Source organism: Myxococcus vastator, from assembly GCF_010894475.1.
In the GTDB taxonomy this organism is placed as follows: Bacteria; Myxococcota; Myxococcia; order Myxococcales; family Myxococcaceae; genus Myxococcus; species Myxococcus vastator.
The window spans coordinates 1-14,743 of record NZ_JAAIYB010000191.1; the positions used below are offsets into that span (position 1 = coordinate 1).

8 protein-coding genes and 1 pseudogene are annotated in these 14,743 nt (G+C 72.1%); 7 read left to right on the forward strand and 2 right to left on the reverse strand.

Going from position 1 to position 14,743, the window contains the following annotated elements:
- Nucleotides 1–3,426, reverse strand: a 3,426-nt coding sequence (locus G4D87_RS19700; protein WP_240358425.1) for an SDR family NAD(P)-dependent oxidoreductase, incomplete at its 3' end; no start/stop codon positions are given.
- Between the two features lie 91 nt (nt 3,427–3,517).
- Between G4D87_RS19700 and G4D87_RS19705 the strand changes: the two genes are divergently transcribed.
- Nucleotides 3,518–5,032, forward strand: coding sequence for a class I SAM-dependent methyltransferase (locus G4D87_RS19705; protein WP_163783607.1), 1,515 nt, complete (start codon nt 3,518–3,520; stop codon nt 5,030–5,032).
- A 9-nt stretch (nt 5,033–5,041) separates the two neighbouring features.
- Here G4D87_RS19705 and G4D87_RS19710 read toward each other — a convergent pair whose 3' ends face one another.
- Nucleotides 5,042–6,541 (reverse strand): class I SAM-dependent methyltransferase, encoded by a 1,500-nt coding sequence (locus G4D87_RS19710; protein ID WP_163783608.1) that lies wholly within the window; start codon nt 6,539–6,541, stop codon nt 5,042–5,044.
- Between the two features lie 128 nt (nt 6,542–6,669).
- Here G4D87_RS19710 and G4D87_RS19715 point away from each other — a divergent pair, with 128 nt between their 5' ends.
- From G4D87_RS19715 to G4D87_RS19740, 6 genes and pseudogenes are all read left to right on the forward strand, one after another.
- On the forward strand, nt 6,670–7,491 hold the full coding sequence (locus G4D87_RS19715; protein ID WP_163783609.1) for a lysophospholipid acyltransferase family protein: 822 nt from the start codon (nt 6,670–6,672) through the stop codon (nt 7,489–7,491).
- Nucleotides 7,488–8,435: an SDR family oxidoreductase gene (locus G4D87_RS19720; protein ID WP_163783610.1), complete on the forward strand. Its 948-nt coding sequence runs from the start codon at nt 7,488–7,490 to the stop codon at nt 8,433–8,435. Before G4D87_RS19715 ends, G4D87_RS19720 begins: the two co-directional genes overlap by 4 nt.
- A gap of 39 nt (nt 8,436–8,474) precedes the next feature.
- A complete protein-coding gene (gene mhpA / locus G4D87_RS19725; protein ID WP_163783611.1) occupies nt 8,475–10,055 on the forward strand; it encodes a bifunctional 3-(3-hydroxy-phenyl)propionate/3-hydroxycinnamic acid hydroxylase MhpA in 1,581 nt (526 codons plus the stop codon).
- A gap of 191 nt (nt 10,056–10,246) precedes the next feature.
- Complete coding sequence (locus G4D87_RS19730) at nt 10,247–11,470, forward strand: endonuclease domain-containing protein (RefSeq protein WP_163783612.1); 1,224 nt, start codon at nt 10,247–10,249, stop codon at nt 11,468–11,470.
- Complete coding sequence (locus G4D87_RS19735; protein WP_163783613.1) at nt 11,457–12,491, forward strand: hypothetical protein; 1,035 nt, start codon at nt 11,457–11,459, stop codon at nt 12,489–12,491. Before G4D87_RS19730 ends, G4D87_RS19735 begins: the two co-directional genes overlap by 14 nt.
- A gap of 20 nt (nt 12,492–12,511) precedes the next feature.
- Nucleotides 12,512–14,743: pseudogene (locus G4D87_RS19740) on the forward strand (AAA family ATPase); the annotation flags it as partial.

Here is a 14,743-nt window from a genome sequence, read left to right on the forward strand (position 1 = left end):
CAGCCCCACCGTCCGCCAGGGCAGCGCCGAACCCTCGACGCCCGCCAGCACGCGGGACTCGCCCGACTCCACGGCCAACGCGAGGGCGGCCAGGGCCTGGGGGAGCTCCAGCATCCGGTACCCCGGGGGCGACGCCGTCAGGCCACGCGCCATGCCCGTGTCGCGCACGGAGCTGAAGGCCACCGACACCGCGCGCCGGCCCTCCGTCACGAGCGCCTCCGCATACCGGTCCAGGAACCCCGTGGCCGCGCAGTAGCCCGCGTGGAGCCCCGCCCCCAGCGTCCCCATCAACGAAGAGGCGAAGACGAGCGGAGCCTCTGGCCGCGTCCGCAGCGCGTCCGCGAGCGCCACCGCGCCCAGCACATGGGCCGCGGCGCCCTCCACGAGCGACGCGGGCGCCTCGTTCATGAGGGGCACGGAGCTCAACGTCCCGGCGAAGTGGAAGGCGCCGTCGAGCTGCCGGCCATGGCGCGCCTCCGCGTCGGCCAGCACCCGCCGCAGCGCCTCCGGCGCCGTGACGTCGGCGGTGACGTACTCCGCCGCCCCCAGTTCGCGCTCCAGCGACTCCACCGCGGCGTCCCGCTGGCGGCGCCCCACGAGCAGCAGGCGCGCGCCCAGGCCATTTCGCAGCTGACGCGCCCAGGCCTGCCCCAGCCCGCCCAGCGCTCCCGTCACCACGTAGAAGCCCGCCTTTTTCAGGCGCACCGGCTCGGGGGTTGGGGACGGCGTCCAGGCCACGTAGCCGCGCTCCCAGCGGCGCCCCTCCCGCCAGGCCAGCTCGAACGCGGGGCGCGGCTGCCCAAGCTCGGTGGCCACGCAGTCCACCGCGGCCGGTCGCTCCTGGGGAACCCACAGGAGCGAGGTCTCCAGACCGGGCACCTCCGCCTCCGCCGCGCGGAGCAGCCCCGGCAGCAGGTGGGCCGCCGCGCCAGTCTCGAGCGAGGCCCCCACCCAGGGCAGGACGACGCGCAGCCGGCAGGGCGCGGCCTCCACGAGCGGCGCCAGGGACTGAACCAGCGCCAACAGGGGCGCCACCGCGCGCGCGAGCGTGTCCCGCGAAGGCGCGCCCGAGGGGGGAGCCGCCACGTAGACGACTTCGCGCACCCGGCGCTCGGCGGAGGACAGGTGCCGCGGCACCGCGGAGCCCGCTCCTGGCTCCGCGTGCAGCACCTCCCGAGGCGCCAGTCGCGCGCGCAGCGCGTCGGCCCAGGAGGCGTCGCCCACGACGAGCACGGCCCCCGCCTCCGCCACGCCAGCGCCGGGCTGCCGCTGCCGCCAGCGTGGCACGGCCAGGCACGGGGGCAGCGTGAAGCGGCCTCCCAGCAGCCGCTCCGCCACGCGGCGCTCCTCGGCCAGCTCCCCGGCTTCGAAGCGCCGACGCAGCTCGGTGCGCCCGCGCTTGCCCAGCTCCGTGCGAGGCACCTGCTGCCGGGCGAGCGGCACCAGCCACGCCACCTGCAAGCCCAGCCGCCGTCCCACGGCCTCGCGGATGGCGCGCAGCAGTCCGCCCAGCGGAGGCGAATCTGGCGCGGGGACGAAGAAGACGACGATTTCATCCGTCTGCGCGCCGCCCGCGCGCGTGGCGCATGCCACGGAGTACGTGGGCAGCACGCCCGGCACCTCCTCCACCACCGTCTCTATCTCCTGCGGATAGACGTTGTTGCCGTTGAGGATGAGGACCTCCTTCTCGCGCCCGGTGAGGGCCATCTGCCCGTCGCGCACCCAGGCGAGGTCCCCGGTGCGAAACCACCCGTCGGCGGTGAAGGAGCGGGCATTGAGCTCCGGGTCATCCAGGTAGCCCGCCAGCACCGACGCGCCCCGCACCTGGAGATGCCCCACGCGGCCCTGGGGTACCACCTGGTCCGCGTCATCCACGACGCGCAGCGCCGAGCCCGCGGGCGGCGGCCCCAGCTCCACCGCGGACTGTCCGTCACGCGTCCGGACGCCCCGGGTGTTGGTGAAGAAGGAGGTGGTCTCCGCCATGCCCCAGCCCGGGCACACCACGTCCCGCCGGAGCCCGTCACCCGCCAGCGCCTCCGTGAAGCGCTGCAGCGTCCGCGCGACGAGCGGCTCGCCCGCGCAGCTCAGCACCCGCACGTGCGACAAGGCCCAGGCGCGGCGCTCGCCTCGCTCCAGCCGGTCCGCCACCAGTCCGAACGCGAAGTTGGGCGCCCACCCATGGGTGCCCTTCAGCTCGGAGAGCAGGTCCATCCACCGCAGCACGTCCGCCAGGACATAGTCGCGGGACACCAGCGCATGCGACGTGCCCGCCCGCAGGCAGAGCAGGTGCGAATAGGTGATGCCCGCGACGTGGTCCAGCGGCATCCAGCTCACGCCCACGTCCTGGGGCGTGTACCAGCCGCCCGCCATCATCGCGTCGCACATGTCCAGCAGGTTGTCGTGCGTGAGCACCACGCCCTTGGGCAGCCCGGTGCTGCCGGAGGTGAACGACATCAGCGCGGCGGCGCCCTCGGGCACGGCGGCGGGCTGCCCCTCCGCCCCCGTGTCCAGCGCGGCGAGCGTGGCCACCCGAAGCCCCGCGGCTTCCAGGGCGCCGACGGCGGCGGGCCCCGCGAGGACCCACGGCCCGCCCAGGCGCTGCGCCACCGACAGCACGCGCGCCATCGTGGGATGCGCGCGCTCGAATGAGGCGGGCCAGGCCAGCAGCGACGGCACCACGCCGGCGAGCGTGCACGCCCAGAAGGCCCGGATGACCTCGCCCGGGCGCTCCAACACGAGGACGGCGCGGTCCCCCGCTTTCAGCCCGCGTGCTTGCAAGCCGCCGCACAGCCGCAGCGCCTCGCGCCAGAGCGCATCGAAGCGCAGCACCTCGCGCCGGCCCTCCACGTCGATGAACGTCAGCGTCTTCTCCGGATGCAGCGTCACGGCCCGCCGGAGCATCTCTCCGAGCAGCCGAGGCGCTCCCTCCGGCCGGCACGGCGGGCCGCCATCCAGCAGCGCGGGCGGAGCGTTCTCCAGGCCGGCCTCCTCCACGGAGGACGTCTGGGACGCGGCGCCCGACGTCTCGTCCAGCCGAGGCATCAGCGCCCCCGGCAGGAGCTCATCCAAGGGTGTGTAGCGCTCCTCCCGCACGCGGGGCCCGGCCAGCACGGCCACCTCCCGGCCCGCGGCGCGCAGCCGTGACTCCAGGTGCTGGAGCACGGCGGGCGAACACAGCGCGAGCCGCGCCTCATCCGGCGTCCCCGTGTCCTGGAGCGGCAGCGCGTCCACCAGCGCCACGGCGGGAGCGGCGTCTCCCAGGCGCTCGCGCAGCAGCGACTCCAGGGCCGAGGCCTGCACCGCGCGACGAGGCACCACCCAGGCCGTCGCGACGCCAGAGAACTCCCCCACGTGGACGTCCTGGACGCGCGCATCCTCGCGCAGGAGGTGAAGGGCCGCGTCCACCGGAGTCGTTCGAGGAGCCATGGGCGCCATCGTAGCGCAGGGCCCGCCGCCCCGGGGTTGCGCCCCGGGACAGTGAAGGGCGAAGCTGAAATCCCCCCCGGACGAGGTATCAATGGCCGTCGACCGTCGCACCCTGGCGCAGTCCCTCCACTTCTGGGCGCGCAATGCCTCGAACGAGTCGGCCCTGCTGCGCACCGCACTGTCATTGGGACTCTTCGACGCACTGCCGGTAAAGGGGGAAGGCCCGCCCGTGTCGATGGCGGAGCTGGCACGGCGAATCCAGTGCACGCACCGGGGAACCCGGGCCCTGACGGAGTTGCTCGTCTGCCTGGGTTTCGTGCACCTCGATGACGCGCGCGAGCTGGCGCTCACCCCCACCGTCGCGGCGTTCCTGCGCGACGCGGATTTCCGGCGACGGCTGGAAGCCCAGCGACCGTGGTGGAACGCCGGGGAGCTGCTGGCCGAAGCGGTGAAACAAGGAGGGCCGGTGGCGCACGGTGGCGCGAGCTGGGACGTGCTTGGCCATTACCGCACGCTGTTCCTCGCGCCGGCCGAACCGGGGCCGTCACCGGACGCCGAGGACTTCTTCGACCGCTACGCGCGCAGCGCGCTCCGCATGCAGGTGCTGGTGGCCTCTGGCCGGCTGGGATTGCTGGAGGCCCTGTCATCGCAGGACCCCACCGAGCAGACGCTCAGCGCCGCCACGGGGCTCGGCGGCGAGGGCCTGTCGCTGCTCGTCGCCTTGCTGGAACAGCTCGGCATCGCCCAGCGGGAGGGCGCGGCGTGGCGGCTGACGGACGAGGCCCGGCAGCTTTTGGACGGCAAGGCCCTGCCCTACCTGCTGCGCTCGCTGTCCGTGTCCGAGCGGTACTGGGAGGCCCTGGGTCGGTTGGACGAGACGGTGCGCGAGGAGCGCTTCATCCTGGACCTGAAGGACCCGGAGGTGAGTCAGCGCTTCTACGCGGACAACTCGAGCCAGATTACGGCGGTGTTCGCCTCGCACTTCCAGCTCAGCCGGCGCGCCGCCGCCACGGTGGCCCAGGCCCGCGCGCTGGAAGGTGCCCAGGTGCTGGACATCGGCACCGGCTCGGGCGTGTGGGGCGCGGCCTTCGCGCGTGCCACGCCCACCACGCACGTCACCTACTTCGACCAGGCGGTGGTGCTGGAGCAGGTGCGCCGCAACGTGGAGACGCTGAAGGTGTTGGACCGCGCGCGCTTCTGGCCGGGCAACCTCTTCACCCAGGACTTCGGCGAGGCGGACTTCGACCTCATCATCCTCCCGCAGGTGCTCAACGTGCTGCGGCCCGAGGACCTCCCCGGCATGTTCGCTCGCGTGGCGCGCGCCCTGCGGCCCGGCGGCGTCCTCGTCATCGCGGAGTATGTCCTCGACGAGCGCCGAGATGGCCCGTTGGACCACCTCTACTTCGGCCTGCGCCGCTTCATGACCAATGAGGGGGACCTGCTGTCCGCCTCGGAGTACGGCCAGCTCCTGGCGGACGTGGGGCTGTCCTCCAGCGTGTGCATTCCCCTGCCCACCCAGGAGCTGGTGCTGGCCTCGCGCCCGGGCGTGCCACTTCCCACGACGCTGGCGCCGGCTCCGGCCAGTCCTCGGAAGAGCGCGGCCTGACGCGGAGGCTCAACGCGACGCCGCGGGCTCCGGCCACGCGACGTCGCCCCGGTGGGCGATGACGACCTGCTGGATGGGCATGTCGAAGCCGCGGGCGTCGGTGAGGCCCACCGGCCCCAGCAGCGCGCGGAACTCCGGCAGCGACAGCACGTCTCCCTCGTTCGTCACGTACCGGCGCAGCGCGAAGTAGAGCGCGTCCAGCGGGCCGTCTCGCCGGTCCGTCAGCAGGTAGCCGGAGATGAGCAGCAGTCCGCCGGGCCGCAGCGCCCGGGCCAGCCGCGCGAAGAAACCCGGGAGCTCCGAGGGCGGCAGCGCGGGGATGATTTGCGGCAGCAGGATGACGTCGTAGCGGGACTCGCCGTAGTCCACCGAGAGGCAGTCCCCCGCCCACAGCTCGGAGCGGGCCTCCAGCTTCAGCTTCGCCAGGTGGGGGCGCACCGCGTCCAGCACATGCGGCGAATCCAGGTACGTGACGTGCGTGGTGGGGTCCGCCAACCCGAAGGCCGCGCCCCACACGCCCGAGCCCGTGCCCACGTCCAACACGCGCGCCTGCGCCAGGGGCCGCATCGACCGCACCCGCGCCGCGGCCTGCCGGCTCAGCCGCAGGTGCGAGGCGAAGATGCTGGAGATGCGCGAGGCGTTCTCCTGGTAGATGCGCCGCGCCGTCTCCGCGTCCCGCAGGTCCAACCGGAAGCGCTGCTCGCGCACCGCCTCGTCCAGGTGCCCCAGCGCCTCCCAGTAGGCCAGGGTCGCCGGCAGCGCCCGCTGGAAGTACGGCAGGCTCTGAGCGTCCAGCGCCCGGCCCGCGGCCTCCGTGAAGCCCCAGCCCGACTCCCGCGCCTGGGCGATGCCCATCGCCGCCAGCGCGCCCAGCAACACCTCCAGCGCCTCCGCCGGCGCGCCCACGTCCCGCGCCAGCACGTCCAGCGGCACGGGCCCGCGCACCAGCTTCGCCAGCACGTCCAGCTCCGCGGCCGTCACCAGCGCCAGCGTGCGCGCGGGGTTGCGGGCGAAGCGGTCATGGAAGTCCCGGGCCTCGGCGCTCGGGGTGGCCGGCGCAGGCGACAGGAACAGCGCGCGGTACCACCCGAGCACGTCCCATGTCTCTCCGCCCCACGCCACGGGGCCGCCACCGCGCACGGCCTGAGGCAGCAGCGCCAGCGGATGCCACCAGCGCCGCGCCTCTCGCAGCCCCGCGGTGAACGTCTCATCCCGGAGGAAGGCCGCGGTCGACGCGGGCAGCGAATACCCTCGCCCGTCCTCCAGGTGGACGAAGCCCAGCGCGACCAGCGGCTCGATGACGGAGCGCGTCCCTCGCCAGGTGCCGCCCACCCGATTCGCGAGCGCCTCCAGGGACACCGGCTCACCCGAGCCCGTCTCCGGGAGGTGCCCGAAGAGGCCCAGCGCGAAGGCGGCCTGGAGCGCGGAGGCCTCGTTGCTGGCGTCTCGCGCGTGGAAGTTGAGCTGCTGAACGAAGACGGGGGACGGCGCGGACACGGGCTGTGACACGAAGCAGCGCTCCTTGATGGGGGGCTGGGGGGCGCGCGGACGAGTATGGCTCAACACCCGGCCGGTGCCCAACGAACCCGTGGTGGAAAGCGGCGGGGCCGGGCACGCCGGGGTGCTACGGTGCCCCCGTGGCCCTGACCGACTCATTGGAAGCCCGGGTGGACCGGCTGGAACTGCCGTTCAACGAATACGGCGTCGACCCGTACGGCATCTCCAAGTCTCACGTGCGACACGCGCTGCGCGTCTTTGGCGCCATCTACCGGTACTACTTCCGCGTGCGCTGCTACGGGGTGGAGCACATCCCCCCGCGGGGCCGCGGAATGCTGGTGGGCAACCACTCCGGCGGCGTGGCGGTGGACGGCGCCATGGTGCTGACGTCCACCATGCTGGAGATGGACCCGCCCCGGCTGGCGCAGGGCATGGTGGAGCGCTTCCTCCACAACTTCCCCGTGTCCTCGCTGTGGGCCAGCCGCACCGGTCAGTTCATCGGGCTGCCCGAGCACGCGAAGCGGCTGCTGGAGGATGACCGGCTGCTGATGATCTTCCCCGAGGGCGCGCGCGGCACGGCCAAGCTCTTCAACGAGCGCTACTCGCTGGTGGACTTCGGCACCGGCTTCATCCGCCTGGCGCTGCAGACGCGCTCGCCCATCATCCCCTTCGCGTTCCTGGGCGGTGGCTCGGCCATCCCCACCGTGTTCAACGCGTACACGCTGGGGAAGCTGCTCGGCGTTCCCTATGTCCCGCTGACGCCGTACCTGTTGCCGCTGCCCCTGCCGGTGCAGTTGGACATCCACTACGGCGAGCCGCTCATGTTCCACGGGACGGGGGACGAGGAGGACCACGTCATCGAGGGCTATGTGGCGAAGGTGAAGCAGCGCATCGCGGGGCTCATCGAGCGCGGACGCGCGCAGCGGCACAGCCGGCGGGCGGGAAGGAACCTGCTGCCATGAGGGTGCTGATTCCAGGCATCTCCGGAGGCATTGCCCGCCAGCTCGCGCTGCACCTCCACGCGCGGGGGCACCAGGTGGCGGGCATCGACACCCGCCCCTGGGCCGAGGCCCACGAGGCCGGCATCCAGCTCTACCGGGGCGACGTGCGCAAGCGCGCCGCGGAGGACGTCTTCCGCCGCTGGCGTCCCGAGGCGGTGGTGCACATGGCCACCGTCACCGCGTTCACGGTGCCGGGCAAGGAGCGCGGGCGCATCAACCTGGACGGCACCAAGGCGGTGTTCGACCACTGCGCGGCCCACGGCGTGAAGCAGGTCCTCTTCGTGGGACGGCACACCTTCTACGGCGCGGCGCCAGACTCGCCGCTGTACCACTCCGAGGACGAGCCGCCCCGCGCGCTGGAGGCCATCCCGGAGCTGGCGGACCTGGTGGCCGCCGACCTGTACGCGGCCACCGCGCTGTGGCGCCTGCCGAAGATAACGACGGCCGTGCTGCGGCTGCCCTACACCCTGGGGGCTCCCGGCACCGGCACGCTGTCCTCCTTCCTCAAGGGCCGGCGCGTGCCGCTGGTGCTCGGGTACGACCCGCTGTTCCACGTCCTCCAGGAGGAAGACGTGGTGACGGCGTTGACGCTGGCGCTGGAGAAGCAGGTCCGGGGCATCTTCAACGTGGCGGGCCCTCCGCCGATTCCGCTGTCCGTCATCGTCCGGGAGACGGGGCGCACCGCGGTGCCATTGCCCGCGCCGCTGCTGTCGCTGCTGCTGGGCCGGGCGGGCCTCCCCCGCCTGTCGGTGGGCGCGCTGGACCACCTGCGCTTCCCCATCGTCGTGGACAACCGCCGCTTCCTGGACGCCACGGGCTTCGAATACCGCCACAGCGTGGCGGACTCGCTGCGCATCTACCGCGAATCCGCGCCCATCCTCCCCGCGGGGAGCCAGGGACGTTAGACTCCTCCCCGCAGCGGACCTGCTTCCGGGGGGAAGTCCATGTCGGCCGACATCGAGGAAGTGGACGTGGTCATCGCGGGAGGCGGGCCGGTGGGCGTGCTCACCGCCAACCTCCTGGGACTCCAGGGCGTGCGCGTGCTCGTCCTCGAACGGGAGGCCGCGCCGCATGGCCAACCCCGGGCCTTCTCCTGTGACGACGAGGCCCTGCGCATCTACCAGGCCGCGGGCCTGCTCGACGCGCTGAAGCCGGACCTGCGCCAGGGCCGACAGGTCACCTTCACCGGCGTGGGCGGCCAGCCCATTGCCCAGGTCCAGCTGGGCCAGGTGGACTTCGGCTACGGCCACGCGCCCGTCTGGTTCTTCCACCAGCCGCTCCTGGAGAAGGCGCTGCGCGAGGGCCTCTCCCGCTTCCCCGCCGCCGAGCTGCGCACGGGCACCGAGGTGGAGTCGCTGGAACAGGACGGCGCGGGCGTCACCGTGCGCTACCGCACGTCCGGTGTCCGGCACGGCGTGCGCGCCCGCTACCTGGTGGCCTGTGATGGCGGGCGGAGCACAGTGCGCGCGCTGCTGGGCATCCCCATGGAAGGACGCGGCGAGCAGGAGCCGTGGATTGCCATCTCCGGCACCGTGGCGGAGGAGGACGCGCCCGCGGAGTGTCACGTCGTCTGCGACCCGGCCCGCCCCGGCTTCGTCGGACGCGGCCCCCTGGGAAGGTTCCGCTGGGAGTTCCGCCTGCGCCTGGGCGAGACGGGCGAGGAGATGACGCAGCCCGGCACGATTCGCCGCTTGATTGGGCCGTATGTGAATCCGGACCGGGTGACGGTGGAGCGCGCGCAGCTCTACAGCTTCCATTCGGTGGTGGCGCAGCGCTGGCGCGTGGGCCGCACCTTCCTGGCGGGAGACGCGGCCCACCTGCTGCCGCCCTTCATGGGGCAGGGCCTGGTGTCCGGCCTGCGCGACGCGGCGAACCTCACGTGGAAGCTGGCGTGGGTCCTCCAGGGCCGCGCCCCCGAGGCGCTGCTGGACACCTACGCCGTGGAGCGCCGGCCGCACGTGAGCGCCTTGCTTGAAGCCACCGCGAGGCTGGGCGCCGTGTTCACCGCGCGCAGCACGCCCTTGGCCTGGGTCCGGGACACCGTGCTCCGGGGCCTCCAGGCCGTTCCAGCCGCGCGCCGCTTCGTGGAGGGCTTCCGCTTCAAGCCGGCGCCCGCCATCGAGGAAGGCTGGATGCTGGGCGGCCGCCGCTCGGGCCGGAGGGCCGCGGAGGGCAGCTACCTGCCCCAGCCTCGCGTGCGGCGCGCGTCCGGTGAGGAGCACCTGTTGGATGACAGCCTGGGCGCTGGCTTCGCCGTGCTGAGCCGGGGCGGCAGCCCGGGGACGGAGGTGGCCCGCGAGCTGGCCGAGTCCCTGGGGGCCCGCGCCGTCACCGTGCGCTCCGCGGGTGTCCCGGGGCTGGTGGGCGACGACAGCGTGGAGGACCACACCGGCAGGCTGTCCGAGTGGTTCCGGGAGCACGGCGCGGACGTGGCCGTGGTGCGGCCGGACCGCTTCGTCTTCGGCGCGGTGCCCCTGGCGCGGATGCCCGAGCTGCGCGCGGCGCTGGGCGTGGAGGAGGCGTGAGCCGTTGCACGGACGACAGGCATTGAGCGCACGGGGTCCGGAAGACCTCGGGATGTAATGTCTGACTCTCCCGAGCACAATCACTCTCAGCTGTCCATACCTCCCCCGGGGGTTGCATCGAAGTCCATGAGAGGCGCAGGCTTCCAACCCTCCGCGATGGCAGACCATCACGCGACCTCGGGGGAAATGGCTTGCAGCCACCACTGGATGCAGCGCTTCTCGCTTCACTGGACCGGCATGCCCGCAGACGCGCGCAAGGCATTGCGACGCTGAGCACGCTCGTCGGGCCGCCGGAGCGGGCGCTGACCGTCTGGACGGAGTGGATTCAGCGCCGGGGCCTGAGTGTCGTCATCGTGGATGGGGATGACGTGCGCGCCGTCGTCTCCGCCTGGGCGGCGGCGCTCGCCAGGGAAAGGGACCTGCTGGGTGACGCGGAGGCGTTCGTCGTCCGCTCACAGCCGCAGCGCCTGGCACGGACGCTCCAGTTCCGAGGCAAGACGGCGCACCAGCGGCGCGTGTTGATGGAAGGCCTGACGCCCCCGCAGGGACAGTCCGCCACCTGGGAGCTGTGCCGGGCCCTCCTGGAGGGCTCGGAGCCGCCGCCGTCCGGTGTGATTCCAGACGCGGTGAGCCAGGCCATCGCGCGCGCGCCGCTGCCAGCCCTTCAGGCGCTGATGTCACTGGTCCCCGCCGGAAGCACGCCGGCCCTGCGCGTGCGGACGGGCCCCGCTGACTTCCGGGCGCTCCGCACCGCCGCGGCCCTGTGCACCGCGGCCCCCGCGCTCACGACGGGCTGCGTGCTCGCCGCGGAGGTCCTCGCCGAGCACCTCCGGCGGGAGGAGTCCCACATCCTCGCCATGCTGCGAGAGGGCCGGCTGGACCTGGCCGAGCCGGAGCTCGACGAGGACACCCGCGAGCTCCCCGAGGCCGCGGTGGCCTCCACGCGCGCCCGGCTCCGGCAGGAAGGCTCGTCCGAACAGGTCGTCGCGCTCTACGACTCGGCGGCGCGCACCATCGCCTCGGCCTACCGGGACGCCAATGGCCGCGCCCGGAGCGAGGCGGAGAAGTTCCTGCACGCCCGGCTCCAGGACCATGCCTCCACGCGGGGGCTCTTCGTCCTCAATGGCCACGTGGCCCCGGTCGGAGGTGGCCGGAGGCTGGAGGTGGACCTGCTCTGCACGGAGCTGAAACTGGCCGTGGAGATCGACGGCTACTTCCACTTCCGCAGCCCCGACGGCTTCCGCCGGGACCGGCGCAAGGACGTCGCGCTCCAGTGCTCGGGCTACTGGGTGGTCCGCTTCCTCGCGGACGACGTGGTGACGCGCCTGGAAGAGATTCTTGAAACCCTCGACACGTTGATTGCCACCCGCAGGGGTGAGCTCACCGGGAAGGAAGCATCGAATGGGAAGCGCTGACCACCGGCTGTCAGGCATTGCGTTGTCCTGGCTCATGACGTCCCGTGAGCAGGGCCGCACGCGCGGAAAATTGGAGAAGGTGCTCCGGCCCTTCGTGGAGCATCAGCTCAGCCGCGCGGAATGGAAGCTCCGTTTCGAGGCGCTCATGGAGGCGCTGCTCGGTGGAGGGACGGTGGTGGTGCGCAAACGCAGCAGCTTGGAGCTGACGCCCACGGGCCGGGCGGAGGTGCTGCGCTTCCTCCAACTGGACCAGCCACCGCGCGGGCTGGACTGGAGGACGTTGAAGGCCACCTACCTGGTGGCGCGCAGCCTGGACTTGCCGCCATCGAAGGCGGTGGTGGCGCGGATAAAGGGCGCTGACGGCGTGCGTGCCGCCGCGCTTCAGCGCCAGTATGGACTGGACGCAGAGGAAGGCCTCACCCTGGCGCAGACGCGGGACCGGTTGTTGTGGCGACAGCTCGGCGTCGAGACGGACCGGCCTTTCACCCTGAGCGCGGTGCAGGCCCTCCTGCTCGGGCAACTGCTGGACGCGAAGACGACGGATCCGCGCAAGGGCGTGGAGCAGCTCGCGGCCCGCGCGGCGGGCGCCCCCCGCGTGGATGCGGAGGCCGTGCGCCTGTCGCTGATGCGACGGTGGGCTGTCGCGCAAGAAGACGGCGCTTCCGAGAAAACCGTCGCGGACCGTGCGTCAACGCCGCCGGTGGAACCGGCACCCAGCTCCGAGGCGACATCAACAACGCCCCCCACCCCGGCCGCCTTCGCGGAGCGTGTCCTGTCCGTCGCCCGAGCCCTCCCCACGGGCCGCTTCGGCGAGGACAAAGTCTTCATCTCCCACGTGTGGAAGGCCCTCCATCCGGAGTGGAGCACCCGTGAGGCCTTCGACGCGGCGCTCCTGGAAGCCAACCGCACCCGCCTGTTGACACTGACGCGCGCGGACCTCGTGTCCGCCATGGATCCGAAAGACGTCGCTGAGTCCGAGGTCCGGTCCTTCGGCGCCAGCTTCCACTTCGTTGTCGTCTAGCCCGAACCCAGGAGCGCCCCGTGGCCAACGACCCTCGTCTCGATATCTTCCTCGACGACTCCCGCGAGGTCTTCACCAGCGTCGAACAGGGCCAGCACATCTGGCAGGCAGACCCGTTCGACGTGGAGGCCCTCAACGCGCCGGCTCGCCGCGTCTTCAAGCGACTGCTCGACAAGGCCTCCTCGGACGCTCCTCCGGGTGCCGGCAAGCTGCTGCTCCTGCTCGGAGAGTCAGGCAGCGGCAAGACCCATCTGGTGCGCGCCTTCCGAAACCTCGCGCATGGTCAGCGCAAGGGCTTCGTCGGCTACATGCCGATGACCGTCGATGCGACGCAGTACGACCGCTACATCCTGTCCAACCTCATTGACTCCCTGGACAAGCCGTTCGACGAGGCGGGCGACGATGACGACAGCGGGCTGATGCACCTGTCGGATGCCCTCATGGCCCAGTGCACCAGCGCGTTCGCGTTGCACCTGCAGGACGAGAAGATTCTGGAGGATGAGGAGCTTCACGGCACCATCCGGGCCGTGGCGGACGAGCTGCTGCTGGACCCTCGCTTCCGGGAAGTGGAAGTCGACCTGCTGCGCGCGCTCATCTACCTGCATCGCAGAGATCCCCGGCTCAACCGCCGCATCTTCCACTGGCTGCGCTGCGAGGAGCTGTCCGAGGCGGACCAGCGCGTCATCGGCAACCTCATCCCCCGGACCGCCGACGATGCACCGGCGCGGATGGTGGAGCACCTGGGGCGGTTGATGGGCGGACTGGGCCAGGCGCTCGTGCTGTGCGTGGACCAGGTCGAGGACGTCAGCGACTTCGAACAGCGCCCGCAGATGGAGAACTCCTTCCGGCGCGCGATGAACAGCCTCGCGGCCATCGCGAGCAAGGTGCCTCGCGCGGTCGTGGTCTTCTGCTGCCTCTCCGACTACTGGGCGAAGATGAAGCCCCTGCTCAACCAGAGCACCGTGGACCGCATCGAGAACGACCCCGAGCCCGTGATGCTGGAGCGGACGGTCACGGCCGACACGGCCAGGGACCTCGCGGCGCGGCGGCTGCAAGCCCTGTTTGAACAGCGAGGGTTCACGACTTCCCCATCGGACCCGACCTGGCCCATTCCGGCGGCCGGCTTCGATGTGCTCGGGGGGCAGCGCGCCCGTGACGTCCTGAATGAGTGCCGCCGCTACCGCGACCGGGCCATCCAGGACGGCGAGCTGCCCGCCAGCTTCCCGCTGCAACGCCCCCAGGGACAGGGCCAGGCGAAGCCCAAGGAGGAGCAGTCCCTTGCCCCCAAGCCGGACATGGACCAACTGTGGACGGACTTCCGCGCCACCCTGCGAATCGACCCGCCCGAGGAACCCGCCGATGTCGCGGAGCTGCTGGCCTGGGCCATTGAAGCCGGCGGCAAGGAGTTCGGGGACTCGAAGCGCTTCGACGTGAAGCCCAAGGACAAGGAGATGCTAGACGTCCAGGTCCACCCGGAAGGGAGCAAGCTCCTCGTCGCGCTGTGTGAGAAGGATCCACGGGGAGGGGGCCTCGGTAAACAGATGACCGAAGCCATCAAGAAGGCGGTGGGAAAGACGCCTGTCATTGTGCGGACCACCGACTTTCCTTCATCCAGGCCTGGGGGGATGGTCGCCGAGCAACTGGGCGCGCTGCTCCGCAAGGGCGGACGCCGGGTCGTCGTCGGAGACACGGAGCTTCGGGACCTCATGGCCCTGCGCACCTTCCGTGAGCGGCATGCGGGTGAAGCCGCCCTCGTGGAATGGAGCCGGACGGCCCGCCCCATCACCCGGCTCAAGTCCGTGGGCGACATCCTGGGGCTGGAGAAGCCGGACACCACGCCCCCGTCCTCCGGGTCGAAGACGTCCAAGCCCCCACCCAAAGGCGGCGCTGTCGTCCCGACGGCCAATGTCGGAGCCCGGAGCACCGCCACCAAGGCACAGACGGAGCTATTCAACAGCTCACCGACGTTGCCGGATGGAACTCCGGCTCCGGCCGAAGTCCGCTCGGGAGTGAAGTCCGCCCCTCCTGCCCGTGCCGAAACGAGCTCCCTGGAGGCCAGGGACGTGCGCTCCCCTCGCGAGCCCGTCGTCTCCCGGGGGGCCAGGCAAGGCCGGGCCGAATCCCTCTCGGACAACCCGTTGCAGGGCATCACCGTCGAGTCGCCGATGCTGACGGGCCGCACCGTGACACCGCCTCACGGAGTGAAGCCCCCCATCGGCTTCAGGGGCAACGAGAGCCCTCCCGCCCCACGT